Origin of the sequence: Pseudomonas yamanorum (assembly GCF_013386765.1) — a bacterium.
GTDB lineage: Bacteria > Pseudomonadota > Gammaproteobacteria > Pseudomonadales > Pseudomonadaceae > Aquipseudomonas > Aquipseudomonas yamanorum_A.
On the sequence record NZ_JACARE010000031.1, the window covers coordinates 59,616 to 83,876 of the forward strand.

A 24,261-nucleotide genomic window follows, 5' to 3' on the forward strand; every position below is an offset into this window, starting at 1 on the left:
TTACTTACCTGCCTGCTGTTTGAGCACAGTCTTCACGCGAGCGATGTCACGCTTAACTTGCCGGAGCAGGTGAGACTGCCCCAACTGGCCAGTTGCTTTCTGCATGCGCAGATTGAACTGGTCGCGCAGCAGGCCGAGCAGTTGCTCGTTAAGCTGCGGCGCGTCTTTTTCACGAAGTTCATTCGCTTTCATCACATCACCGTCCGTTTAACAAAGGCGGTGGCGAGCGGCAGCTTTGCAGCAGCCAGGGCAAAAGCCTCACGCGCCAGCTCTTCAGTTACACCCTCGATTTCATACAGGACTTTACCTGGCTGAATCTGGGCAACCCAGTACTCCACACTACCCTTACCTTTACCCATACGAACTTCGAGGGGCTTTTTGGAAATAGGCTTGTCCGGGAATACACGGATCCAGATCTTGCCGCCACGTTTAACGTGACGGGTCAGAGCACGACGCGCTGACTCGATCTGACGAGCGGTGAGACGACCACGAGCTACAGACTTCAGCGCATATTCGCCGAAGCTGACTTTGCTACCGCGCTGAGCCAGACCACGGTTGTGGCCTGTCATCTGCTTGCGGAACTTCGTACGCTTTGGTTGCAACATTTGGCGTACCCCTTACTTAGCAGCTTTTTTACGAGGCGCTGGTGCTTGTGGTTTCAGTTCTTCTTGGCGACCACCAATTACTTCGCCTTTGAAGATCCAAACCTTTACACCGATCACACCGTAAGTGGTGTGAGCTTCGTAGTTGGCATAGTCGATGTCGGCACGCAGGGTGTGCAACGGCACACGACCTTCGCGATACCATTCAGTACGTGCGATTTCAGCACCGCCGAGACGACCGCTCACTTGGATTTTGATGCCTTTGGCACCAATGCGCATGGCGTTCTGTACTGCGCGCTTCATAGCGCGACGGAACATTACGCGACGCTCCAGCTGCTGAGCTACGCTCTGCGCAACCAGCATACCGTCGAGCTCCGGCTTACGGATCTCTTCGATATTGATGTGCACAGGCACACCCATTTGCTTGGTCAGGTCCTGACGCAGTTTCTCAACATCTTCACCTTTCTTCCCGATAACGATACCTGGACGAGCGGTGTGGATGGTGATACGTGCAGTTTGAGCAGGACGATGGATATCGATACGGCTCACGGACGCGCTTTTTAGTTTGTCTTGGAGATACTCACGCACCTTCAGATCAGCGAACAAGTAGTCCGCATAAGTCCGACCGTCTGCGTACCAGACGGAGGTGTGCTCCTTGACGATTCCCAGGCGAATGCCAATGGGATGTACTTTCTGACCCATCTCTTCGACTCCGTTACTTGTCAGCAACCTTGACAGTGATATGGCAAGACCGCTTGACGATGCGATCAGCTCGGCCTTTGGCACGAGGCATGATGCGCTTCAGCGAACGCCCTTCGTTGACGAAAACGGTGCTGACCTTAAGGTCATCAACGTCTGCGCCTTCGTTGTGCTCGGCGTTGGCTACGGCCGACTCCAGCACTTTCTTGATGATCTCGGCGGCTTTCTTACTGCTGAAAGCCAACAGGTTGAGCGCTTCGCCCACCTTCTTCCCGCGGATCTGGTCGGCGACCAAGCGGGCTTTCTGGGCGGAGATTCGAGCGCCCGACAACTTAGCGGCTACTTCCATCGTTCCTTACCCCTTAACGCTTGGCTTTCTTGTCTGCCACGTGCCCACGATATGTGCGGGTACCGGCAAACTCGCCTAGTTTGTGGCCGACCATGTCTTCGTTCACAAGAACTGGAACATGTAGGCGACCGTTATGCACTGCAATGGTCAAACCGACCATTTGTGGCAGGATCATCGAACGACGCGACCAGGTTTTCACCGGCTTGCGATCGTTCTTTTCCGCCGCCACTTCGATCTTCTTCAGTAGGTGAAGATCAATAAAAGGACCTTTTTTCAGAGAACGTGGCACTGTCGTATCCCTCTATTTACTTGCGACGACGGACGATCATTTTGTCGGTACGCTTATTACCACGAGTCTTCGCGCCCTTAGTCGGGAAGCCCCATGGCGATACCGGATGACGACCACCAGAGGTACGACCTTCACCACCACCGTGTGGGTGGTCAACCGGGTTCATGGCAACACCACGAACGGTTGGGCGAACGCCACGCCAGCGTTTGGCACCAGCTTTACCCAGCGAACGCAGGCTGTGCTCGGAGTTCGAGACTTCGCCCAGGGTCGCACGGCACTCAGCCAGTACTTTACGCATTTCACCAGAGCGCAGACGCAGGGTCACGTAGACACCTTCACGAGCGATCAGCTGAGCCGAAGCACCAGCGGAACGAGCGATTTGCGCGCCTTTACCCGGCTTCAATTCGATGCCGTGTACGGTGCTACCAACTGGAATGTTGCGCAGTTGCAGAGCGTTGCCCGGCTTGATCGGCGCCAAGGCACCTGCGATCAGCTGGTCACCAGCACTCACGCCTTTAGGGGCGATGATGTAGCGACGCTCGCCATCTGCGTACAGCAGCAGAGCGATGTGAGCAGTACGGTTTGGATCGTATTCGATACGCTCGACAGTGGCAGTGATGCCATCTTTGTCGTTGCGACGGAAATCGACCAGACGATAATGCTGCTTATGGCCACCACCGATGTGACGAGTGGTAATGCGACCATTGTTGTTACGACCACCAGTCTTCGATTTCTTCTCGAGCAGCGGTGCGTGAGGAGCGCCTTTATGCAGCTCCTGGTTGACCACCTTGACCACAAAACGGCGGCCAGGGGAAGTCGGTTTGCATTTAACGATTGCCATGATGCACCCCTTCCTTACTCAGCACTGCTGCTGAAATCGAGATCTTGGCCTGGCTGAAGGGAGATAACTGCCTTCTTCCAGTCATTACGCTTGCCCAGACCGCGAGCAGTGCGCTTGCTCTTACCCAGAACATTCAGGGTAGTAACACGCTCTACTTTCACGCTGAACAGGCTTTCGACGGCCTTCTTGATTTCCAGCTTGGTTGCGTCAGTTGCAACCTTGAAAACGAACTGGCCTTTCTTGTCAGCCAGAACCGTAGCCTTTTCGGAAACGTGCGGGCCAAGCAGAACTTTAAATACGCGTTCCTGGTTCATCCCAGCAGCTCCTCGAATTTCTTCACGGCCGACACGGTGATCAACACCTTGTCGTATGCGATCAGACTAACTGGATCGGAACCTTGCACGTCACGTACATCAACGTGTGGCAGGTTGCGAGCAGCCAGGTACAGGTTCTGATCAACAGCTTCAGACACGATCAAAACATCGGTCAGGCTCATGTTGTTCAGTTTGCCCAGCAGATCTTTGGTTTTTGGACTTTCAACAGCGAAGTCCTGAACCACGACCAGACGATCAGTACGCACGAGTTCAGCAAGGATGGAGCGCAGTGCTGCGCGGTACATCTTCTTGTTGAGCTTCTGAGTGTGATCCTGTGGACGAGCTGCGAAAGTGGTACCGCCGCCACGCCAGATTGGGCTACGGATAGTACCGGCACGAGCACGGCCAGTGCCTTTCTGACGCCAAGGGCGCTTACCGCCACCACGTACGTCGGAACGGGTCTTTTGCTGCTTGCTACCTTGACGGCCGCCGGCCATGTAGGCCACGACTGCTTGGTGAACCAGCGTCTCGTTGAATTCGCCGCCAAATGTCAGTTCGGAAACTTCGATCGCTTGAGCGTCATTTACATTTAATTGCATGTCAGCTTCCCCTTAACCGCGAGCCTTGGCCGCTGGACGTACAACCAGGTTGCCGCCAGTAGCGCCAGGAACAGCACCCTTGACCAACAACAGATTGCGTTCAGCGTCGACGCGCACTACTTCGAGGGACTGCACGGTCACGCGCTCAGCGCCCATATGACCGGACATTTTTTTGCCCTTGAATACACGACCAGGAGTCTGGCACTGGCCAATAGAGCCCGGGACGCGGTGGGAAACGGAGTTACCGTGAGTGTTGTCTTGGCCACGGAAATTCCAACGCTTGATCGTACCCTGGAAGCCTTTACCCTTGGACTGACCGGTTACATCAACCAGTTGACCAGCGGCGAAGATTTCAGCGTTGATCAGATCGCCAGCCTGGTAGTCGCCGTCTTCAAGACGGAACTCCATGACAGTACGACCAGCTGCAACGTTTGCTTTAGCGAAGTGACCTGCTTGAGCAGCAGTCACACGCGAAGCACGACGCTCGCCGACAGTGACTTGCACTGCACGATAGCCATCGGTTTCTTCAGTTTTAAACTGGGTGACGCGATTCGGTTCGATCTCAATGACCGTGACCGGAATGGAGACACCTTCTTCGGTGAAAATACGGGTCATACCGCATTTACGACCGACTACACCAATAGTCATGTTGTAAACCTCATGAGTGTACGGGGCTTTCACCCGCTATGGCCGCCCATTTCAGAGCGTTACACGACTAAGACCCAAGTCTTAGCCGAGGCTGATCTGTACTTCCACACCGGCCGCCAGATCAAGCTTCATAAGTGCATCAACGGTTTTATCCGTTGGCAGGACGATGTCCAGCACGCGCTTATGAGTACGGATCTCGTACTGGTCACGCGCGTCTTTGTTGACGTGCGGGGAGACCAGAACGGTGAACCGCTCTTTACGGGTAGGCAGTGGAATTGGACCACGCACTTGAGCACCAGTACGTTTCGCGGTTTCCACGATTTCCTGGGTGGATTGGTCGATCAGTTTGTGGTCAAAAGCCTTCAACCTGATACGAATTTGCTGATTTGCCATTGGATTTCAGACTCCGGCTGCTATTCCCAGCGAGCGCAACACGCCCGTTAAAAGGAGGCGCAATTCTATAGACGCCCCATATGGGTGTCAACTCAATAAAAAAGCCCCCGCTAAGCGGGGGCTTTTTCAAGTCATCACTTATTAAGCGATGATTTTGGCTACGACGCCAGCGCCGACGGTACGACCGCCTTCACGGATAGCGAAACGCAGACCATCTTCCATTGCGATGGTTTTGATCAGGGTGACAACCATTTTGATGTTGTCGCCTGGCATTACCATTTCAACGCCTTCCGGCAGTTCGCAGTTACCGGTCACGTCAGTGGTCCGGAAGTAGAACTGTGGACGGTAGCCTTTGAAGAACGGAGTGTGACGACCGCCTTCTTCTTTGCTCAACACGTACACTTCAGCTTCAAAGGTAGTGTGCGGCTTAACCGAACCCGGCTTGACCAGAACCTGGCCACGCTCAACGTCGTCACGCTTGGTACCACGCAGCAGAACGCCGCAGTTCTCGCCTGCACGACCTTCGTCGAGCAGTTTACGGAACATTTCAACACCGGTGCAGGTGGTGACGGTAGTGTCACGCAGACCAACGATTTCCAGTGGATCTTGAACCTTAACGATACCGCGCTCGATACGACCAGTCACAACAGTACCGCGACCGGAGATCGAGAATACGTCTTCGATTGGCATCAGGAACGGCTTGTCGATAACACGAACCGGGTCTGGAATGTAGCTATCCAGAGTCTCAACCAGTTTCCGTACGGAAGTGGTGCCCATTTCGTTGTCGTCTTTGCCTTCCAGAGCCATACGAGCAGAACCGATGATGATCGGAGTGTCGTCGCCTGGGAAGTCGTAAGTGCTCAGCAGATCGCGCACTTCCATCTCAACCAGTTCCAGCAGCTCAGCGTCGTCTACCAGGTCAGCCTTGTTCAGGTAAACCACGATGTACGGAACGCCAACCTGACGGGACAGCAGGATGTGCTCACGGGTTTGTGGCATCGGACCATCAGCGGCCGAACAAACCAGGATCGCGCCGTCCATCTGGGCAGCACCGGTGATCATGTTCTTCACATAGTCAGCGTGACCTGGGCAGTCAACGTGAGCGTAGTGACGGATCAGCGAGTTGTATTCAACGTGAGCGGTGTTGATGGTGATACCACGAGCTTTTTCTTCTGGCGCGCTGTCGATCTTGTCGAAGTCAACGATAGCCGAACCGAAAATTTCGGAGCAAACACGAGTCAGAGCAGCAGTCAGCGTAGTTTTACCGTGGTCAACGTGACCGATGGTGCCAACGTTGACGTGCGGTAGGGAACGATCAAATTTTTCTTTAGCCACGACAATTAACTCCTTGCCTAAAGGACTGAATCAGCCTTGTTTTTTGGATACAGTTTCAGCGATGTGCGCCGGAGCTGTGTTGTATTTTTTGAATTCCATAGAGTAGCTTGCGCGACCCTGAGACATGGAACGAACGTCGGTCGCATAACCGAACATCTCGCCCAACGGAACCTCGGCACGAATCACTTTGCCGGAAACCGTATCTTCCATACCCAAGATCATGCCGCGACGACGGTTAAGGTCGCCCATCACGTCACCCATGTAGTCTTCAGGCGTAACGACTTCTACTGCCATGATTGGCTCAAGCAACTCACCACCGCCCTTCTGGGCCAGTTGCTTGGTAGCCATGGAAGCAGCCACCTTAAACGCCATCTCGTTGGAGTCGACGTCGTGGTAAGAACCGTCAAAAACGGTCGCCTTCAGGCCGATGAGCGGATAGCCGGCAACAACACCGTTCTTCATCTGCTCTTCGATACCCTTCTGGATAGCCGGGATGTATTCCTTAGGAACAACACCGCCCACTACTTCGTTCACGAATTGCAGACCTTCCTGACCTTCATCAGCAGGAGCAAAACGGATCCAGCAATGGCCGAACTGGCCACGACCGCCGGATTGACGAACGAATTTGCCTTCGATTTCACAGTTCTTCGTGATGCGCTCACGATAGGAAACCTGAGGCTTACCGATGTTGGCTTCGACGTTGAACTCACGGCGCATCCGGTCAACCAGGATGTCCAGGTGAAGCTCGCCCATGCCGGAGATGATCGTTTGACCAGTCTCTTCATCAGTCTTGACGCGGAAAGATGGATCTTCCTGAGCAAGTTTGCCCAGAGCGATACCCATTTTTTCCTGGTCATCCTTGGTCTTAGGCTCAACGGCAACCGAAATAACCGGCTCCGGGAAGTCCATGCGAACCAGGATGATTGGCTTGTCAGCGTTGCACAAAGTTTCACCAGTGGTGACGTCCTTCATGCCGATCAAGGCCGCGATGTCACCAGCGCGCACTTCCTTGATCTCTTCGCGGGCGTTTGCGTGCATTTGCACCATACGACCCACGCGCTCTTTCTTGCCTTTAACCGAGTTGATCACGCCGTCACCGGAGTTCAACACGCCCGAGTAAACGCGGACGAAGGTCAAGGTACCCACGAATGGGTCAGTGGCAATTTTAAATGCCAGAGCGGAGAACGGTTCTGCGTCGTCTGCATGACGCTCCAGCTCGATAGTCTCGTCATCCGGGTCAGTACCCTTGATGGCAGGAATATCCACTGGTGCCGGCAGGTAGTCGATCACAGCATCGAGAACCAGGGGAACACCCTTGTTCTTGAACGAGGAACCGCAAACAGCCAAGACGATCTCACCAGCGATAGTACGCTGACGCAGAGCGGCCTTGATTTCCGCGTTGGTGAGCTCTTCACCTTCGAGGTACTTGTTCATCAGCTCTTCGTTGGCTTCGGCCGCAGCTTCAACCATGTTGTTGCGCCACTCGTCAGCCAATTCCTGCAGTTCAGCAGGGATAGGCTTGCGAACAGGAACCATACCTTTGTCAGCATCGTTCCAGTAAACAGCTTCCATGGTCAGCAGATCGATCTGCCCCTGGAAGTTGTCTTCGGAACCGATAGCCAACTGGATTGGCACTGGAGTGTGACCCAGGCGCTGCTTGATCTGACCGATCACGCGCAGGAAGTTCGCACCAGCACGGTCCATCTTGTTTACGTAAACAAGACGTGGAACGCCGTATTTGTTGGCTTGACGCCATACGGTTTCCGACTGAGGCTCAACACCCGAGGTGCCGCAGAACACAACGACAGCGCCGTCGAGTACGCGCAGGGAACGTTCAACTTCAATGGTGAAGTCTACGTGGCCCGGGGTATCGATTACGTTGAAGCGGTGCTCATCCTTGTACTGCTTCTCAGAACCTTTCCAGAAGGCGGTAATAGCAGCAGAAGTAATGGTAATACCACGCTCCTGCTCCTGAACCATCCAGTCTGTGGTCGCGGCGCCGTCATGCACCTCGCCCATCTTGTGACTTTTGCCGGTGTAAAAAAGGACGCGCTCGGTGGTGGTGGTTTTACCAGCATCCACGTGAGCGACGATACCGATGTTACGGTAGCGACTAATCGGAGTAGTACGAGCCATAAAGCCCTCGCAAAATTAGTGAAGCTAGAATTAGAAGCGGTAGTGCGAGAAAGCTTTGTTAGCTTCAGCCATACGGTGCACGTCTTCACGCTTCTTAACAGCAGCACCTTTACCTTCAGCAGCGTCCAACAGTTCGCCAGCCAAACGCAGGGCCATAGACTTCTCGCCGCGCTTACGGGCGAAGTCTACCAACCAGCGCATTGCCAAAGCGTTACGACGGGACGGGCGAACTTCAACCGGAACCTGGTAAGTAGCACCGCCTACACGGCGCGACTTCACTTCGACCAGCGGAGCGATGGCGTCGAGAGCTTTCTCGAAGATTTCCAGGGGGTCGCTGTTCTTGCGTTCTTTAACCTTTTCCAGCGCGCCATAAACGATACGCTCGGCAACGGCTTTCTTGCCGCTTTCCATCACGTGGTTCATGAACTTGGCCAGAATTTGGCTTCCGTATTTTGGATCGTCAAGCACTTCGCGCTTGGCTGCTACGCGTCTTCTTGGCATGGATAAGCCCTCAAACGGTCTTCAGGTTCGCTCGGAATTAGTGCCCTTTCGGGACGCCTCCGACCTTACTCTTATCGACTCAGAAAATAAGATGATTCAGTTTTACAAAAAGCCGCTACTACTTAGGCTTCTTGGTACCGTACTTCGAACGACCCTGGTTACGACCTTTAACGCCGGAAGTATCCAAGGAGCCGCGTACGGTGTGGTAACGAACACCTGGCAAGTCTTTTACACGACCGCCGCGGATCAGTACCACGCTGTGCTCTTGCAGGTTGTGACCTTCACCACCGATGTACGAGGAAACCTCGAAACCGTTGGTCAGGCGCACACGGCATACTTTACGCAGTGCCGAGTTAGGTTTTTTCGGCGTAGTGGTATACACGCGAGTGCATACGCCACGACGTTGCGGGCAGTTCTGCAGCGCAGGCACGTCGGATTTCTCGACGATACGCTTACGCGGCTGACGTACCAGCTGGTTGATAGTTGCCATCTACTAGCTCCACTGTTGTCTTGCGACGCTATTGTCTTGCAAGAAAAGCAAAATGGCAGGAACGAATTCCCGCCAAATTTAGGGGTACAAGAGTCTAAAGAGGATCTTGTCCCCAGTCAAGGCAAGGCCCCGACCTCCCCCTCCATCGAACCGGGACAAATCTGTCTCGGTCCGACGAACGGGGCTGCCAGGGCCCGGTCTTATTTACTGCAGAACTCAGTTACCGCTTGAGTTCAGTGCTTCGGTCAGTGCAGCTTCCACTTCACTGGCGCTTACGCGCAACGGCTTGTCGAGCTCACGGCGACGCTTACGCTCGCTGTGGTAGGCCAAACCGGTACCGGCCGGGATCAGACGACCCACAACCACGTTTTCTTTCAGGCCGCGCAGGTAATCGCGCTTGCCGGTTACCGCTGCTTCGGTCAGTACGCGGGTAGTCTCCTGGAAGGAGGCCGCCGAGATGAACGACTCAGTGGACAACGACGCCTTGGTGATACCCAGCAACACACGAGTGAATTTGGAAACGAATTTCTCGTCGCCAGCCAGACGCTCGTTCTCTACCAGTACGTGAGTCAGTTCCATCTGGTCGCCCTTGATGAAACTCGAATCGCCGGATTCAGCGATTTCAACTTTACGCAGCATCTGACGCAGGATGGTCTCGATGTGCTTATCGTTGATCTTCACGCCTTGCAGACGGTAAACGTCCTGGATCTCGTTAACGATGTACTTGGCCAGCGCACTCACACCCAGCAGACGCAGGATGTCGTGTGGATCGCTCGGGCCGTCGGAGATAACTTCGCCGCGGTTTACCTGTTCGCCTTCGAAGACGTTCAGGTGACGCCACTTCGGAATCAGCTCTTCATACGGATCGCTACCGTCGTTCGGGGTGATAACCAGACGGCGCTTGCCTTTGGTCTCTTTACCGAACGCGATGGTGCCGCTGACTTCAGCCAGAATCGACGCTTCCTTCGGACGACGAGCTTCGAACAAGTCGGCAACACGCGGCAGACCACCGGTGATGTCACGGGTCTTCGAAGTTTCTTGCGGGATACGAGCGATAACATCACCGATCGCGATCTTCGCACCATCCGCAACACCGACCAGGGCGTTGGCTGGCAGGAAGTACTGAGCGATAACGTCAGTGCCTGGCAGCAACAGATCCTTGCCGTTGTCATCAACCATCTTCACAGCAGGACGGATATCTTTGCCTGCAGCTGGACGGTCTTTGGCGTCGAGTACTTCAATGTTGGTCATACCGGTCAATTCGTCAGTCTGACGCTTGATCGTGATGCCTTCTTCCATGCCCACGTAGGTCACGGTACCTTTCATTTCGGTAACGATTGGGTGAGTGTGCGGATCCCACTTGGCCACGATTGCGCCAGCGTCGACCTTGTCACCTTCTTTAACCGAAATCACAGCACCGTACGGCAGCTTGTAACGCTCACGCTCACGACCGTAGTCATCAGCGATTGCCAGCTCACCGGAACGGGACACAGCAACCAGGTGGCCATCCACTCGCTCAACGTGCTTCAGGTTGTGCAGACGGACGGTACCGCCATTCTTCACCTGAACGCTGTCGGCTGCGGAGGTCCGGCTTGCCGCACCACCAATGTGGAACGTACGCATGGTCAGCTGGGTACCCGGCTCACCGATGGACTGGGCAGCGATAACGCCGACCGCTTCACCGATGTTCACCTGGTGACCACGAGCCAAGTCACGGCCGTAGCACTTGGCGCAAATGCCGTAGCGGGTTTCGCAGCTGATCGGCGAGCGAACAATCACTTCGTCGATGCTGTTGAGTTCGATGAACTCTACCCACTTCTCGTCTACCAGTGTGCCGGCAGGAACGATGATTTCCTCGGTACCTGGCTTGAATACGTCACGGGCGATTACTCGACCCAGTACGCGCTCACCCAACGGCTCTACAACGTCGCCGCCTTCGATGTGCGGAGTCATCAGCAGACCGTGCTCGGTGCCGCAGTCGACTTCAGTCACAACCAAGTCTTGCGCAACGTCTACCAGACGACGAGTCAGGTAACCGGAGTTAGCGGTTTTCAACGCGGTATCCGCCAGACCTTTACGAGCACCGTGAGTCGAGATGAAGTACTGAAGTACGCTCAAGCCTTCACGGAAGTTCGCAGTAATCGGCGTTTCGATGATGGAACCGTCCGGCTTGGCCATCAGGCCACGCATACCGGCGAGCTGACGGATCTGCGCAGCAGAACCCCGTGCGCCCGAGTCGGCCATCATGTACATCGAGTTGAACGACTCTTGATCGACTTCCACGCCATGACGGTCGATAACGCGCTCTTTCGAGAGGTTCGACATCATTGCCTTCGACACTTCGTCGTTGGCCTTGGACCAAAGGTCGATCACTTTGTTGTACTTCTCGCCCTGGGTTACCAGGCCGGAGGCGTACTGGCTTTCGATCTCTTTCACTTCATCGGTAGCAGCACCGATGATGGCGGCTTTCTCGTCCGGGATAACGAAGTCGTTAACACCGATGGAAACGCCGGAAATGGTCGAATAAGCAAAACCGGTGTACATCAACTGGTCAGCGAAGATAACGGTCTCTTTCAAACCAACCACGCGGTAGCACTGGTTGATCAGCTTGGAGATCGCCTTTTTCTTCATTGGCTGGTTGACCACGTCGTACGACAGGCCAGGTGGAACAACCTGGAACAACAGCGCACGGCCGACAGTGGTGTCGACGATACGGGTGTTCTTGACGCTGCCACCGTCACGATCGTTGATGGTTTCGTGGATGCGGACTTTAACCTTGGCGTGCAGTGCGGCTTCGCCGGCACGGAACACACGGTCAACTTCCTGCAGATCCGCGAACACACGACCTTCGCCCTTGGCGTTGATCGCTTCACGAGTCATGTAGTACAGACCCAATACAACGTCCTGCGACGGAACGATGATTGGCTCACCGTTGGCTGGCGACAGAATGTTGTTGGTCGACATCATCAACGCACGCGCTTCCAACTGGGCTTCCAGTGTCAGCGGTACGTGCACGGCCATTTGGTCGCCGTCGAAGTCGGCGTTGTACGCAGCACAGACCAGAGGGTGCAGCTGGATAGCCTTACCTTCGATCAGTACCGGTTCAAACGCCTGGATACCCAGACGGTGAAGGGTCGGTGCACGGTTGAGGAGAACCGGGTGTTCACGGATCACTTCAGCGAGAACGTCCCAAACCTCTGGCAGTTCGCGCTCGACCATTTTCTTGGCGGCTTTGATGGTAGTCGCGAGACCACGCATTTCCAGCTTGCCGAAAATGAACGGCTTGAACAGCTCCAGAGCCATCTTCTTAGGCAGACCGCACTGGTGCAGACGCAGGGTCGGGCCTACGGTAATTACCGAACGACCGGAGTAGTCAACACGCTTACCGAGCAAGTTCTGACGGAAACGGCCTTGCTTACCCTTGATCATGTCAGCCAGGGATTTCAGAGGACGCTTGTTCGAACCGGTGATAGCGCGGCCACGACGACCGTTGTCGAGCAAGGCATCGACAGCTTCTTGCAACATACGCTTTTCGTTGCGCACGATGATGTCCGGAGCGGACAGATCAAGCAGGCGCTTCAAGCGGTTGTTACGGTTGATCACGCGACGGTACAGGTCGTTGAGGTCGGAAGTCGCGAAGCGACCACCATCCAACGGTACCAGCGGACGCAGGTCTGGCGGCAGAACCGGCAGAACGGTCAGCACCATCCACTCTGGCAGGTTGCCGGAACCCTGGAAGGCTTCCATCAACTTCAGACGCTTGGACAGCTTCTTGATCTTGGTTTCGGAGTTGGTTTGCGGAATTTCTTCACGCAGACGGCCAATCTCGTGTTCCAGGTCGATAGCGTGCAGCAGTTCACGGACAGCTTCGGCACCCATGCGGGCATCGAAATCGTCGCCGAACTCTTCCAGCGCTTCGAAGTACTGCTCGTCGTTGAGCAGCTGACCTTTTTCAAGGGTGGTCATGCCTGGATCGATAACGACATAGCTCTCGAAGTAGAGAACGCGTTCGATATCACGCAGGGTCATGTCCATCAGCAAGCCGATACGGGACGGCAGCGATTTCAGGAACCAGATGTGGGCAACCGGCGAAGCCAGTTCGATGTGCGCCATGCGCTCACGACGAACCTTGGCCAGTGCAACTTCAACGCCGCACTTCTCGCAGATCACACCACGGTGCTTCAAGCGCTTGTACTTACCGCACAGGCACTCGTAATCCTTTACCGGGCCAAAGATCTTGGCGCAGAACAGGCCGTCACGTTCTGGTTTGAACGTACGGTAGTTGATGGTTTCCGGCTTTTTAACTTCACCGAACGACCACGAACGGATCATCTCAGGCGATGCCAATCCAATACGGATGGCGTCGAACTCTTCGACTTGACCCTGGTTTTTCAGCAAATTCAGTAGGTCTTTCAAGGCCTTTCCTCCTGGCGGAGCAGAGAGCGGGCTAAACAGCCCCGCTCTCGATTCGCGTCACGTGTTATTCGGTTTCCAGATCGATATCGATGCCGAGGGAACGAATTTCTTTGATCAACACGTTGAAGGACTCGGGCATGCCCGGCTCCATACGGTGATCGCCGTCCACGATGTTTTTGTACATCTTGGTCCGACCGTTCACATCGTCCGACTTCACTGTGAGCATTTCTTGCAGAGTGTAAGCAGCACCGTATGCTTCCAGTGCCCAGACCTCCATCTCCCCGAAACGCTGACCACCGAACTGAGCCTTACCACCCAGCGGCTGCTGGGTAACCAGGCTGTACGAACCGGTAGAACGAGCGTGCATCTTGTCGTCTACCAAGTGGTTCAGCTTCAGCATGTACATGTAGCCAACAGTAACCGGGCGCTCAAACTTGTTGCCGGTACGGCCGTCGAACAGCTGCATCTGGCCGCTTTCTGGCAGGTCTGCCAGTTTCAGCATGGCCTTGATTTCGCTTTCCTTGGCACCGTCGAACACCGGGGTAGCCATTGGAACGCCGCCGCGCAGGTTCTTCGCCAGATCCAGGATTTCCTGGTCGGAGAAGGTGTCCAGCTCTTCGTTGCGACCGCCGATCTCGTTGTAGATCTCGTGCAGGAACTTGCGCAGGTCAGCAACCTTGCGCTGCTCTTCGATCATACGGTTGATCTTCTCGCCCAGACCTTTGGCCGCGAGGCCCAGGTGGGTTTCAAGGATCTGACCAACGTTCATACGCGAAGGTACGCCCAACGGGTTGAGGACGACGTCGACCGGGGTGCCATTGGCATCGTGCGGCATGTCTTCAACCGGCATGATCACGGAGACCACACCTTTGTTACCGTGACGACCGGCCATCTTGTCGCCCGGCTGGATGCGGCGACGGATTGCCAGGTAAACCTTGACGATTTTCAGCACGCCTGGAGCCAGGTCATCGCCCTGCTGCAGTTTGCGCTTCTTGTCTTCGAACTTGTCGTCCAGCAGACGGCGACGATCAACGATGTAGGCCTGGGCCTTCTCGAGCTGCTCGTTCAGAGCGTCTTCAGCCATGCGCAGTTTGAACCACTGGCCGTGCTCAAGACCGTCGAGTACTTCGTCGGTGATGTCCTGACCTTTCTTCAGACCTGCGCCGCCTTCAGCCTTGTGACCTACCAGGGCGGAACGCAGACGTTCGAAGGTCGCGCCCTCAACGATACGGAACTCTTCGTTCAGGTCCTTGCGGATCTCGTCGAGTTGAGTCTTCTCGATGGACAGTGCACGAGCATCACGCTCAACGCCGTCACGGGTGAAGACCTGTACGTCGATGACAGTGCCCTTGGTACCGGTAGGTACGCGCAGGGAGGTGTCTTTAACGTCGCTGGCTTTTTCACCGAAGATGGCACGCAACAGCTTCTCTTCCGGAGTCAGTTGGGTCTCGCCTTTCGGAGTGACCTTACCCACCAGAATGTCGCCTGCGCCAACTTCAGCACCTACGTAAACGATACCGGCTTCGTCCAGCTTGTTCAGTGCAGCTTCACCCACGTTCGGGATGTCTGCAGTGATTTCCTCTGGCCCAAGCTTGGTGTCACGCGCCACACAGGTCAGTTCCTGAATGTGGATCGTGGTGAAGCGATCTTCCTGAACCACACGCTCGGACAGGCAGATGGAGTCTTCGAAGTTGTAACCGTTCCAGGCCATGAACGCGATGCGCATGTTCTGGCCCAGTGCCAGCTCACCCATATCGGTGGACGGACCGTCTGCCATGATGTCGCTGCGCTGAACCCGATCACCCTTGCTCACCAGCGGACGCTGGTTGATGCAGGTGTTCTGGTTGGAGCGGGTGTATTTGGTCAGGTTGTAGATGTCGACACCGGCTTCGCCAGTTTCAACTTCGTCATCGGCAACACGAACCACGATACGGCTGGCATCAACGGAGTCGATCACGCCGCCACGACGAGCCACGACGCAAACGCCGGAGTCACGAGCTACGTTACGCTCCATGCCGGTACCTACCAGCGGCTTGTCAGCACGCAGGGTCGGTACAGCTTGACGCTGCATGTTGGAACCCATCAACGCACGGTTGGCGTCATCGTGTTCCAGGAACGGGATCAGCGACGCTGCAACCGAAACTACCTGCTTCGGCGATACGTCCATCAAGGTGACGTCTTCCGGCGCCTTGACGGTGAACTCGTTCAAGTGACGAACAGCTACCAGCTCGTCGATCAGCATTTTCTTGTCGTTCATCGTGGCCGAGGCCTGAGCGATCACGTGATCGGCTTCTTCGATGGCGGACAGGAACACGATCTCGTCGGTGACCAGTGCGTCTTTCACCACACGGTACGGGCTCTCGAGGAAGCCGTACTGGTTGGTGCGCGCATAGGCGGCCAGGGAGTTGATCAGGCCGATGTTCGGACCTTCCGGCGTTTCAATCGGGCATACACGACCGTAGTGAGTCGGGTGTACGTCACGAACTTCAAAGCCTGCACGCTCACGAGTCAGACCGCCCGGGCCCAGTGCGGAAACACGGCGCTTGTGGGTGATCTCGGAGAGCGGGTTGTTCTGGTCCATGAACTGCGAGAGCTGGCTGGAACCGAAGAACTCTTTCACCGCCGCAGCCACTGGCTTGGCGTTGATCAGGTCTTGCGGCATCAGGCCTTCGCTTTCGGCCATCGACAGACGCTCTTTGACCGCACGCTCAACACGTACCAGGCCAACACGGAACTGGTTCTCGGCCATTTCGCCTACACAGCGAACACGACGGTTACCCAGGTGGTCGATGTCATCGACGATGCCTTTACCGTTACGGATGTCGACCAGGGTCTTCAGTACCGCGACGATATCTTCCTTGCACAACACGCCCGAACCTTCGATCTCGGTACGACCGATACGACGGTTGAATTTCATCCGGCCGACCGCAGACAGGTCATAGCGCTCAGGGCTGAAGAACAGGTTGTTGAACAGGGTCTCGGCAGCGTCTTTGGTTGGTGGCTCGCCAGGACGCATCATGCGATAGATCTCGACCAGCGCTTCCAATTGGTTGCTGGTGGAGTCGATCTTCAGGGTGTCGGAGACGAACGGACCGCAGTCGATGTCGTTGGTGTACAGGGTCTCGATGCGAACGACCTGGGACTTGGCGATTTTTGCCAGGATCTCGGTGTTCAGCTCGGTGTTGCATTCAGCCAGGATTTCGCCAGTGGCCGGGTGCACGATGACCTTGGCGGTGGTGCGACCCAGGACGTAGTCCAGAGGCACTTCCAGCGTCTTGATACCGGCTTTTTCGATCTGGTTGATGTGGCGCGCGGTAATACGGCGGCCGGCTTCAACGATGACCTTGCCTTTTTCGTCCTGGATGTCCAGGACCGCAATCTCACCACGCAGGCGCTGAGGCACCAGTTCCAGGCTGAGGGTTTCGCCGCTCAGGTGGAATACGTTAGTGGTGTAGAAGGCATCCAGCACTTGCTCAGTGGTATAGCCGAGCGCGCGCAGCAGTACCGAGGCCGGCAGCTTGCGACGACGGTCGATACGCACGAACACGCAGTCTTTCGGGTCGAACTCGAAGTCCAACCACGAACCACGGTACGGAATGATCCGCGCGGAGTACAGGAGCTTGCCGGAGCTGTGCGTCTTGCCGCGGTCGTGGTCGAAGAACACGCCCGGGGAACGGTGCAGCTGGGAAACGATAACGCGCTCGGTACCGTTGATAACGAAGGTACCGTTCTCAGTCATCAGGGGGATTTCACCCATGTAGACTTCTTGCTCTTTGATGTCCTTGATCGCTTTGTTCGACGACTCTTTGTCGAAAATGATCAGACGGACTTTTACCCGCAAAGGTACGGCGTACGTAACACCGCGCAACACGCATTCTTTGACATCAAATGCCGGTTCGCCCAGGCGATAACCGACGTACTCCAGCGCAGCATTGCCGGAGTAGCTGATGATCGGGAAAACGGATTTGAAGGCCGCATGCAGGCCCACGTCGCGGAACTGATCTTTGGTCGCTCCCGCCTGCAAGAATTCACGATACGAATCCAGCTGGATAGCCAGAAGGTACGGGACATCCATGACGTCCGGCAACTTGCTAAAGTCCTTGCGGATACGTTTTTTCTCAGTATATGAGTAAGCCATCAGCGTTCCCCAGCTTGGTCACCTGCTTGTTTGGCCCCTCCCGACGGGAGCAGCCAGAAAATCTTGCAAACCCCATGGTTTGCGCCACCGCATCGGGTGGTTACAGCGCGTTAGAGGCGACGACCGAGTCGATTGCCAATAACGGAAAAAGGCCGGTGGCAAGAGCCACCAGCCATCAGCCTTCAGCTTAACGCTTGGGCTGGAGACGCAAGGTCGATGCTTACTTCAGCTCGACTTTAGCGCCTGCTTCTTCCAGCACTGCTTTAGCTTTGTCAGCTGCGTCTTTCGACACTGCTTCCAGAACCTGGGCAGGGGCGCCGTCAACTACTGCCTTGGCTTCTTTCAGGCCCAGACCGGTCAGTTCACGTACTGCCTTGATCACGTTTACTTTCTTCTCGCCAGCTTCCAGCAGCATGACGTTGAATTCGGTTTGCTCTTCAACAACGGCAGCAGCAGCAGCTGGACCGGCGGAAGCAGCGGCAGCGGAAACGCCGAATTTTTCTTCGAAAGCTTTGATCAGCTCAACAACCTGCAGAACCGACATTTCAGCTACGGCGTTGAGGATATCGTCTTGGGAGATAGACATTGCTGTAATTCCTGAATTGGGGGACGGCCTACGCGGCCATCGAAATAAACAAAAATACGCGAGAGGAGTTGCTCAGCCTTAGGCTGCGGCAGCTTCTTTTTGCTCGCGAACTGCGGCCAGAGTACGAGCCAACTTGCTGGTAGCGCCTTGAATCACGCTCATCAGCTGAGAAATAGCTTCGTTACGGGTCGGCAGTGTTGCCAGTACGTCGATTTGGTTAGCTGCGAGGAACTTGCCCTCGAACGCAGCTGCCTTGATCTCGAACTTGTCCTGACCCTTGGCGAATTCCTTGAACAAACGGGCAGCAGCGCCTGGATGATCAGTGGAGAACGCAATCAGGGTCGGGCCGGTGAACACGTCGTTGAGGACACTGTATTCAGTGTCAGCAACAGCGCGCTTGAGCAGGGTGTTACGTACAACACGTACGTATACGCCAGCTTCACGAGCCTCTTTACGGAGTCCGGTCATAGCGCTTACTGTCACACCACGGGCATCAGCCACGACAGCGGACAGAGCAGCTTTGGCAGCCTCGTTGACTTCAGCGACGATGGCCTTCTTGTCTTCGAGATTAATTGCCACGGGTTTAACTCCTGCTTGTTACCGTTTCATCTGGCCTGGGCCGGATGTCGTTTTGGTGTCTGATTCGGTAAGGAACCGGGAGCACCATCTGCGTAGGCTTGTGGTTTAAGACTTTCGTCGCCTACGGTCTTGGATAGCCCCCGCCAGGCAGGGACCCCAATCTTTCAACTGACGCAATTACTTGCGCCAGTTTGTGTCTTATACGTCCAGCGAGCCTTGGTCGATGACCAGACCTGGGCCCATAGTGGTGCTCAGGGTAACGCGCTTGACGTAGATACCTTTCGAGGAAGCTGGCTTGATACGCTTCAGATCAGCGATCAGGGCTTCAACGTTTTCCTTCAGCTTGACGGCATCAAAGCCGACTTTGCCAACGGAGGTGTGAATGATGCCGTTTTTGTCGGTGCGATAACGAACCTGACCAGCCTTGGCGTTTTTAACCGCGGTAGCTACGTCTGGAGTTACGGTGCCGACTTTAGGGTTAGGCATCAGACCACGTGGACCGAGGATCTGACCCAACTGACCTACAACGCGCATTGCATCCGGGGAAGCAATTACGACGTCATAGTTCAGGTCGCCGCCTTTCATTTCGGCAGCCAGGTCGTCCATGCCAACGCGATCAGCGCCGGCGGCCAGAGCAGCTTCAGCTGCTGGGCCTTGGGTGAAGACAGCAACACGTACAGTCTTGCCAGTACCGTGTGGCAGCACAGTAGCGCTACGAACGACCTGGTCGGATTTACGTGGGTCAACGCCCAGGTTTACAGCAACGTCAACAGACTCGCTGAACTTGACAGTCGACAGCTCGGTCAGCAGAGCAGCAGCGTCTACAAAGTTGTAGGACTTGCCCGCTTCGATTTTGCCGGCGATAGCCTTTTGGCGCTTGGTCAGCTTAGCCATTACACACCCTCCACGTTAAGGCCCATGCTACGAGCAGAACCGGCGATGGTACGCACGGCTGCATCCATATCAGCTGCAGTCAGATCCGCGTTTTTGGTTTTCGCGATTTCTTCCAGCTGAGCACGGGTCACGGTGCCAACCTTAACGGTGTTAGGACGAGCGGAACCGCTAGTCAGACCAGCAGCTTTCTTCAACAGAACCGAAGCCGGGGTCGACTTGGTTTCGAAGGTGAAGCTACGGTCGCTGTATACAGTGATGATCACTGGAGTCGGCAGACCTGGCTCAATACCCTGAGTACGGGCGTTGAAGGCCTTGCAGAATTCCATGATGTTCACGCCGTGCTGACCCAGAGCTGGACCAACAGGTGGGCTTGGGTTGGCCTGAGCGGCCTTCACTTGCAGCTTGATGTAAGCGGTAATCTTCTTGGCCATGAGGCACTCCAATTACGGGTTCGAACGCCTCGAAAGGCTCCCCGGTTACTTGCGCGTTTATCCCAGTGACGACAAAACCCCACAGCCTAAGGCTGCGGGGTTGGGATGCTTGCTCAGCTAGACTTTTTCGACCTGGCTGAACTCTAGCTCTACCGGAGTAGAGCGACCGAAAATGAGCACCGCCACTTGGATCCGGCTCTTTTCGTAGTTAACTTCTTCGACAGTGCCGTTAAAATCTGCAAACGGACCATCTGTGACACGAACAACCTCGCCCGGCTCGAACAACGTCTTCGGCTTAGGCTTGTCGCTACCGTCAGCAACACGACGCAGAATCGCCTCTGCCTCTTTGTCGGTGATCGGAGCAGGCTTATCAGCGGTACCGCCGATGAAACCCATGACGCGAGGAGTGTCCTTGACCAAGTGCCAAGTACCCTCATTCATGTCCATTTGAACCAGCACGTAGCCAGGGAAGAACTTGCGCTCGCTTTTGCGTTTCTGGCCATTACGCATTTCAACCACTTCTTCAGTGGGAACCAGAATTTCGCCGAAGCCATCTTCCATGCCTGCCAGCTTTACGCGCTCTAGCAAAGAGCGCATGACATGCTTCTCGTAACCCGAGTAAGCATGCACAACGTACCAACGCTTAGCCACGGGACACCCTTAGCCAACAATCAAGGAAACAAGCCAGCCGAGCAGGGAATCAAGCCCCCACAACAGCAACGCCATAACCAGAACAACAGCTACCACGATCAACGTGGTCTGCGTGGTTTCTTGGCGAGTCGGCCAAACGACTTTACGGATCTCGGTACGAGCTTCCTTTACCAGGACCGCAAACGACTTGCCTTTTGCAGTCTGCAGGCCAACAAAGGCAGCGACAGCAGCAAGGGCGAGCAATGCGAGAACGCGGTACAGGATCGGCGACGCAGAGTAGTACTGGTTGCCAACAACGCCTACGACCACAATAGCGACTACTACCAGCCACTTGAGCAGATCGAAGCGAGAGCCTTGAGCTTCAGCCTTAGGAGTCATCTATGAAGATCCTGTGAAAAGAAAGCCAGATACACCAAGTGAATCTGGCAGGTCAGGAGGGAATCGAACCCCCAACCTACGGTTTTGGAGACCGTCGCTCTGCCAATTGAGCTACTGACCTAAAACAAAATCAGGCCGACAATTATGCCGATCTGAAAAAGACTTTACAACAACAAACCCCTGCAGACCTGAAACGAACCCAGACAAGACAACGAAAGAGAGCAGAATCAACCAGAGGAAGCTGTTAAAACAAAGGCAGATATTTTCATATCTGCCTTGTTATATGGAGCTCTTGAGCGGATTTGAACCGCTGACCTCACCCTTACCAAGGGTGTGCTCTACCAACTGAGCTACAAGAGCGAAACAACTTGCACAACCTGCAAACTTGGAGCGGGTAGCGGGAATCGAACCCGCATCATCAGCTTGGAAGGCTGAGGTTCTACCACTAAACTATACCCGCGGAGCTTGCAGCTCACGCTAAAATGGTGGAGGGGGAAGGATTCGAACCTTCGAAGTCGTAGACGTCAGATTTACAGTCTGATCCCTTTGGCCGCTCGGGAACCCCTCCTAAGCGAGCCGGCATTCTACATCATGCCAGCCTTCTGTCAAGCATTTTCTCATTAAAAAATATGAGGTTAGCTGCGTTGACCTTCGCTTCACCCTGTCGACCCAAGAGGTCTTCACTGCGAAGCGGGCGCCATTCTATGCAAACTATTCGAAGGTTGCAATGCCTTCGCACGGCATTATTTTATGTTTTAACTCATTGAATTCATTAGCAAGGTTTTCGAAGGGCAGATCATCGGCCAGACGCCGGCTTTCTGGGGCTACTCGCAGCCAGTATCCCGAAGCGTCCGGCAGGTTCAGAGATTGCAGCTTGACCTTGATATCCAGGCTTGTGAGGCGCTGCTCAACGGACTGAACCTCTTTTTGATCAGTCAGGCCGCCGATGTACAGGCACGCAGCCTGCGCCTCGGGAGCTTTTGCCCTGTCTCGCCGCACCATGGCATCAGCCGACTCGCTTAACAGCCGAATATCTTGCTGAGAACCACGGTAGAGCGCCAAAGGCGTGACATCTTTAGCCCTCAACGGGGCTTCCTGCTGATGCCAGATGTAATAGAAGACATTGAGGACCAGCAAAAGCAGAAACAGCCAACGCATAAAAACCTCAGGACAAAGGGCAAGCCATCGCCAGGCCAACAAAAACCAGATCAGGGACGAGCCTTCCGTGAGGCACCGCATCCGCCACCAGCTCGGCATCTCCACCGGTAAGGAAGACGGTGAAGTCGGCGCCCCAATAGCTACGAGCCAACTCCAACTGAGTGAGCACAAACCCTCTCAGCATAAGCGTACAGCCGCGCTCTACCGCCTCTACAGTTGTACGGCCCGGAGACAGGGCCTCAAGGGCACGCTCAGCAGCAATATCGTCATAGCGTATTTTGCGGGTATGCGTTCGTAACTGGTTACGCATAAGCGGCATACCGGGACAAATAAAGCCTCCGAGATGCTCGCCGTCCGCGGAAATAAAGTCCGCGGTCGCTGCGGTGCCAAAATCGAGCACCAGGCACGCGCCCGACGCCAACTGAAAACCACCCAACATAGCGAGCCAACGATCCAGGCCCAGGCGCTCAAAGTCTTCATACCCGTTCCGCACCCCGCCCATCTGCCTTGCTGAGGCAGCACAGAAAACTTTGACGCCAAACGCTTCTACCAGGGTAGCGACCAGTTGATTCGTCTCATCCGAGGCACGAACACTCACCAAACGACAATCCTTTAACGCAAGCCCCGTGAGCGCGAACAGGCTATCGATCAGAGAGGCATCCGACCCAACGACACCCTCTGCAAAGATGCGCGCCCTATCCGACTCAAGCACTCGCCATTTTATAAAGCTATTCCCACAGTCGAGCTCAAGAATCATCACGCAGCCTCAGGCTTAACTCACCACCGCTATATACTTTTTCAACACCATCCACGCTTAACCGTAGCGCACCATGCCCGTCGATCCCCACTACCACTCCGTCAACCTGATTCACGCCGGCAATGAGCGATACAGGCCGTCCCTGCCATAAATGGTTCTGCTCCCATTCACCCTGGATAGCGGAAAAGCCAGATGCCTGGTGACGCTCAAGATAAGCCTGCAATTGTGCGCTCAGGCGCGCTACCAGGTAGTTACGATCAACAGCACTGCCACCCTCCAACTGGAGAGAAGTCCATTGCTGATCAACCTCATCCGCCTTCTGCATATTCACGTTAATGCCGATACCAAGGACGACATGGCACACATCGGCAGGATCCCCAACCAGCTCCAGGAGAATCCCGGCGATCTTTTTCTGCCCTACCAATACATCATTTGGCCACTTCAACCCGGCATTACGAACACCCGCATCCCTCAGGGCCTGCAGAACCGCCAATCCGACTACCAGGCTTAAGCCCTCCAACTGGCGCATACCGCCATCGATCCGCAGCACGAGACTGTAGTAGACGTTTTGAGCGAAAGGACTGACCCACTTTCGCCCTCGCCTTCCCCGGCCGGCAGTTTGCTGCTCTGAAAGCACGAGAAACGGCGCGGCGCGACCCGCCTCGATTAGGCGCAATGCTTCGGCATTGGTAGAGTCAATGGAGTCAAAGATACGAACAGGCCATGCAGGAACCGGCACATGCCGAGCAATTTCATCGGCGCTTAACAACACCAGAGGCGAAGCCAACTGATACCCCCTGCCGCGGACCTTATGAATAGGTAGATTCAATTCCGCCTCGAGATGCTGAAGCTGCTTCCATACAGCACTGCGACTGACACCCAGGGCAGCACCAAGCGCTTCCCCGGAGTGGAATCGACCATCTTTTAGAAGTTTCAACAACGTCAGCATGCAAGTCTCGCCTCACAATGAGGCAGGCATGATAGCCATGCATAAGGCCATTGCATAGAAATGGCAGGACTTTAGCGTTGAAGATGCCTGAAGGCGGTCGCCCGTACTTTTCGACCGCCCAAAACAAA

Annotated in this window: 25 protein-coding genes and 4 tRNA genes; all 29 read right to left on the reverse strand. The window is 55.2% G+C overall.

Annotated features, from left to right (window positions below; genetic code table 11):
* The 29 genes from rpmC to birA all read right to left on the reverse strand — a co-directional run bounded on the left by rpmC (position 1) and on the right by birA (position 24,133).
* Positions 1-192, reverse strand: a complete 192-nt coding sequence (rpmC, locus tag HX875_RS23535) for a 50S ribosomal protein L29 (protein WP_008030901.1) — start codon at positions 190-192, stop codon at positions 1-3.
* Positions 192-605: a 50S ribosomal protein L16 gene (rplP, locus tag HX875_RS23540; RefSeq protein ID WP_045057467.1), complete on the reverse strand. Its 414-nt coding sequence runs from the start codon at positions 603-605 to the stop codon at positions 192-194. Before rplP ends, rpmC begins: the two co-directional genes overlap by 1 nt.
* Positions 606-617: 12 nt before the next feature.
* Positions 618-1,304 (reverse strand): 30S ribosomal protein S3, encoded by a 687-nt coding sequence (gene rpsC / locus HX875_RS23545; protein ID WP_003176422.1) that lies wholly within the window; start codon positions 1,302-1,304, stop codon positions 618-620.
* Between the two features lie 13 nt (positions 1,305-1,317).
* Positions 1,318-1,650: a 50S ribosomal protein L22 gene (gene rplV, locus HX875_RS23550; RefSeq protein ID WP_003210077.1), complete on the reverse strand. Its 333-nt coding sequence runs from the start codon at positions 1,648-1,650 to the stop codon at positions 1,318-1,320.
* Between the two features lie 13 nt (positions 1,651-1,663).
* Positions 1,664-1,939, reverse strand: coding sequence for a 30S ribosomal protein S19 (rpsS, locus tag HX875_RS23555; RefSeq protein ID WP_003232420.1), 276 nt, complete (start codon positions 1,937-1,939; stop codon positions 1,664-1,666).
* Positions 1,940-1,955: 16 nt separating this feature from the next.
* A complete protein-coding gene (gene rplB, locus HX875_RS23560) occupies positions 1,956-2,780 on the reverse strand; it encodes a 50S ribosomal protein L2 (protein WP_032884535.1) in 825 nt (274 codons plus the stop codon).
* Between the two features lie 14 nt (positions 2,781-2,794).
* Entirely contained in the window at positions 2,795-3,094 is a 300-nt protein-coding gene (gene rplW, locus HX875_RS23565; protein ID WP_002555488.1) for a 50S ribosomal protein L23, read from the reverse strand.
* Entirely contained in the window at positions 3,091-3,693 is a 603-nt protein-coding gene (gene rplD / locus HX875_RS23570) for a 50S ribosomal protein L4 (RefSeq protein ID WP_017135963.1), read from the reverse strand. The genes rplW and rplD overlap by 4 nt, the downstream gene beginning before the upstream one ends.
* A gap of 12 nt (positions 3,694-3,705) precedes the next feature.
* Complete coding sequence (rplC, locus tag HX875_RS23575) at positions 3,706-4,341, reverse strand: 50S ribosomal protein L3 (protein ID WP_003194649.1); 636 nt, start codon at positions 4,339-4,341, stop codon at positions 3,706-3,708.
* Positions 4,342-4,422: 81 nt separating this feature from the next.
* Positions 4,423-4,734, reverse strand: a complete 312-nt coding sequence (gene rpsJ, locus HX875_RS23580) for a 30S ribosomal protein S10 (protein WP_003210084.1) — start codon at positions 4,732-4,734, stop codon at positions 4,423-4,425.
* A 141-nt stretch (positions 4,735-4,875) separates the two neighbouring features.
* The gene (tuf, locus tag HX875_RS23585) at positions 4,876-6,069 is read right to left on the reverse strand and encodes an elongation factor Tu (protein WP_048724879.1); all 1,194 of its coding nucleotides are present in this window, start codon (positions 6,067-6,069) and stop codon (positions 4,876-4,878) included.
* Positions 6,070-6,099: 30 nt separating this feature from the next.
* A complete protein-coding gene (gene fusA, locus HX875_RS23590) occupies positions 6,100-8,205 on the reverse strand; it encodes an elongation factor G (protein WP_057724826.1) in 2,106 nt (701 codons plus the stop codon).
* 30 nt (positions 8,206-8,235) lie between these two features.
* The gene (gene rpsG / locus HX875_RS23595; RefSeq protein WP_002555493.1) at positions 8,236-8,706 is read right to left on the reverse strand and encodes a 30S ribosomal protein S7; all 471 of its coding nucleotides are present in this window, start codon (positions 8,704-8,706) and stop codon (positions 8,236-8,238) included.
* Positions 8,707-8,824: 118 nt separating this feature from the next.
* On the reverse strand, positions 8,825-9,196 hold the full coding sequence (rpsL, locus tag HX875_RS23600; RefSeq protein ID WP_002555494.1) for a 30S ribosomal protein S12: 372 nt from the start codon (positions 9,194-9,196) through the stop codon (positions 8,825-8,827).
* A gap of 216 nt (positions 9,197-9,412) precedes the next feature.
* A complete protein-coding gene (rpoC, locus tag HX875_RS23605; protein WP_076016467.1) occupies positions 9,413-13,612 on the reverse strand; it encodes a DNA-directed RNA polymerase subunit beta' in 4,200 nt (1,399 codons plus the stop codon).
* A 64-nt stretch (positions 13,613-13,676) separates the two neighbouring features.
* Positions 13,677-17,750, reverse strand: coding sequence for a DNA-directed RNA polymerase subunit beta (gene rpoB, locus HX875_RS23610; protein WP_017476319.1), 4,074 nt, complete (start codon positions 17,748-17,750; stop codon positions 13,677-13,679).
* Between the two features lie 220 nt (positions 17,751-17,970).
* Entirely contained in the window at positions 17,971-18,336 is a 366-nt protein-coding gene (rplL, locus tag HX875_RS23615) for a 50S ribosomal protein L7/L12 (RefSeq protein WP_177046155.1), read from the reverse strand.
* 78 nt (positions 18,337-18,414) lie between these two features.
* A complete protein-coding gene (rplJ, locus tag HX875_RS23620; protein WP_015886139.1) occupies positions 18,415-18,915 on the reverse strand; it encodes a 50S ribosomal protein L10 in 501 nt (166 codons plus the stop codon).
* A gap of 198 nt (positions 18,916-19,113) precedes the next feature.
* Entirely contained in the window at positions 19,114-19,809 is a 696-nt protein-coding gene (rplA, locus tag HX875_RS23625) for a 50S ribosomal protein L1 (RefSeq protein ID WP_003176434.1), read from the reverse strand.
* The gene (gene rplK / locus HX875_RS23630) at positions 19,809-20,240 is read right to left on the reverse strand and encodes a 50S ribosomal protein L11 (RefSeq protein ID WP_003210097.1); all 432 of its coding nucleotides are present in this window, start codon (positions 20,238-20,240) and stop codon (positions 19,809-19,811) included. Before rplK ends, rplA begins: the two co-directional genes overlap by 1 nt.
* 117 nt (positions 20,241-20,357) lie before the next feature.
* A complete protein-coding gene (nusG, locus tag HX875_RS23635) occupies positions 20,358-20,891 on the reverse strand; it encodes a transcription termination/antitermination protein NusG (RefSeq protein ID WP_003176436.1) in 534 nt (177 codons plus the stop codon).
* Positions 20,892-20,900: 9 nt separating this feature from the next.
* Complete coding sequence (secE, locus tag HX875_RS23640; protein WP_010174463.1) at positions 20,901-21,269, reverse strand: preprotein translocase subunit SecE; 369 nt, start codon at positions 21,267-21,269, stop codon at positions 20,901-20,903.
* A 45-nt stretch (positions 21,270-21,314) separates the two neighbouring features.
* Positions 21,315-21,390 (reverse strand) — tRNA-Trp (locus HX875_RS23645).
* A 163-nt stretch (positions 21,391-21,553) separates the two neighbouring features.
* Positions 21,554-21,629: transfer RNA gene (locus HX875_RS23650), tRNA-Thr, on the reverse strand.
* Positions 21,630-21,655: 26 nt separating this feature from the next.
* Positions 21,656-21,729: transfer RNA gene (locus HX875_RS23655), tRNA-Gly, on the reverse strand.
* 23 nt (positions 21,730-21,752) lie between these two features.
* Positions 21,753-21,837: transfer RNA gene (locus tag HX875_RS23660), tRNA-Tyr, on the reverse strand.
* 143 nt (positions 21,838-21,980) lie between these two features.
* Complete coding sequence (locus HX875_RS23665) at positions 21,981-22,427, reverse strand: hypothetical protein (protein ID WP_177046157.1); 447 nt, start codon at positions 22,425-22,427, stop codon at positions 21,981-21,983.
* Positions 22,428-22,434: 7 nt separating this feature from the next.
* On the reverse strand, positions 22,435-23,184 hold the full coding sequence (locus HX875_RS23670) for a pantothenate kinase (protein WP_177046159.1): 750 nt from the start codon (positions 23,182-23,184) through the stop codon (positions 22,435-22,437).
* Positions 23,174-24,133: a bifunctional biotin--[acetyl-CoA-carboxylase] ligase/biotin operon repressor BirA gene (birA, locus tag HX875_RS23675; RefSeq protein WP_177046161.1), complete on the reverse strand. Its 960-nt coding sequence runs from the start codon at positions 24,131-24,133 to the stop codon at positions 23,174-23,176. The genes HX875_RS23670 and birA overlap by 11 nt, the downstream gene beginning before the upstream one ends.
* Between the last annotated feature and the right edge of the window lie 128 nt (positions 24,134-24,261).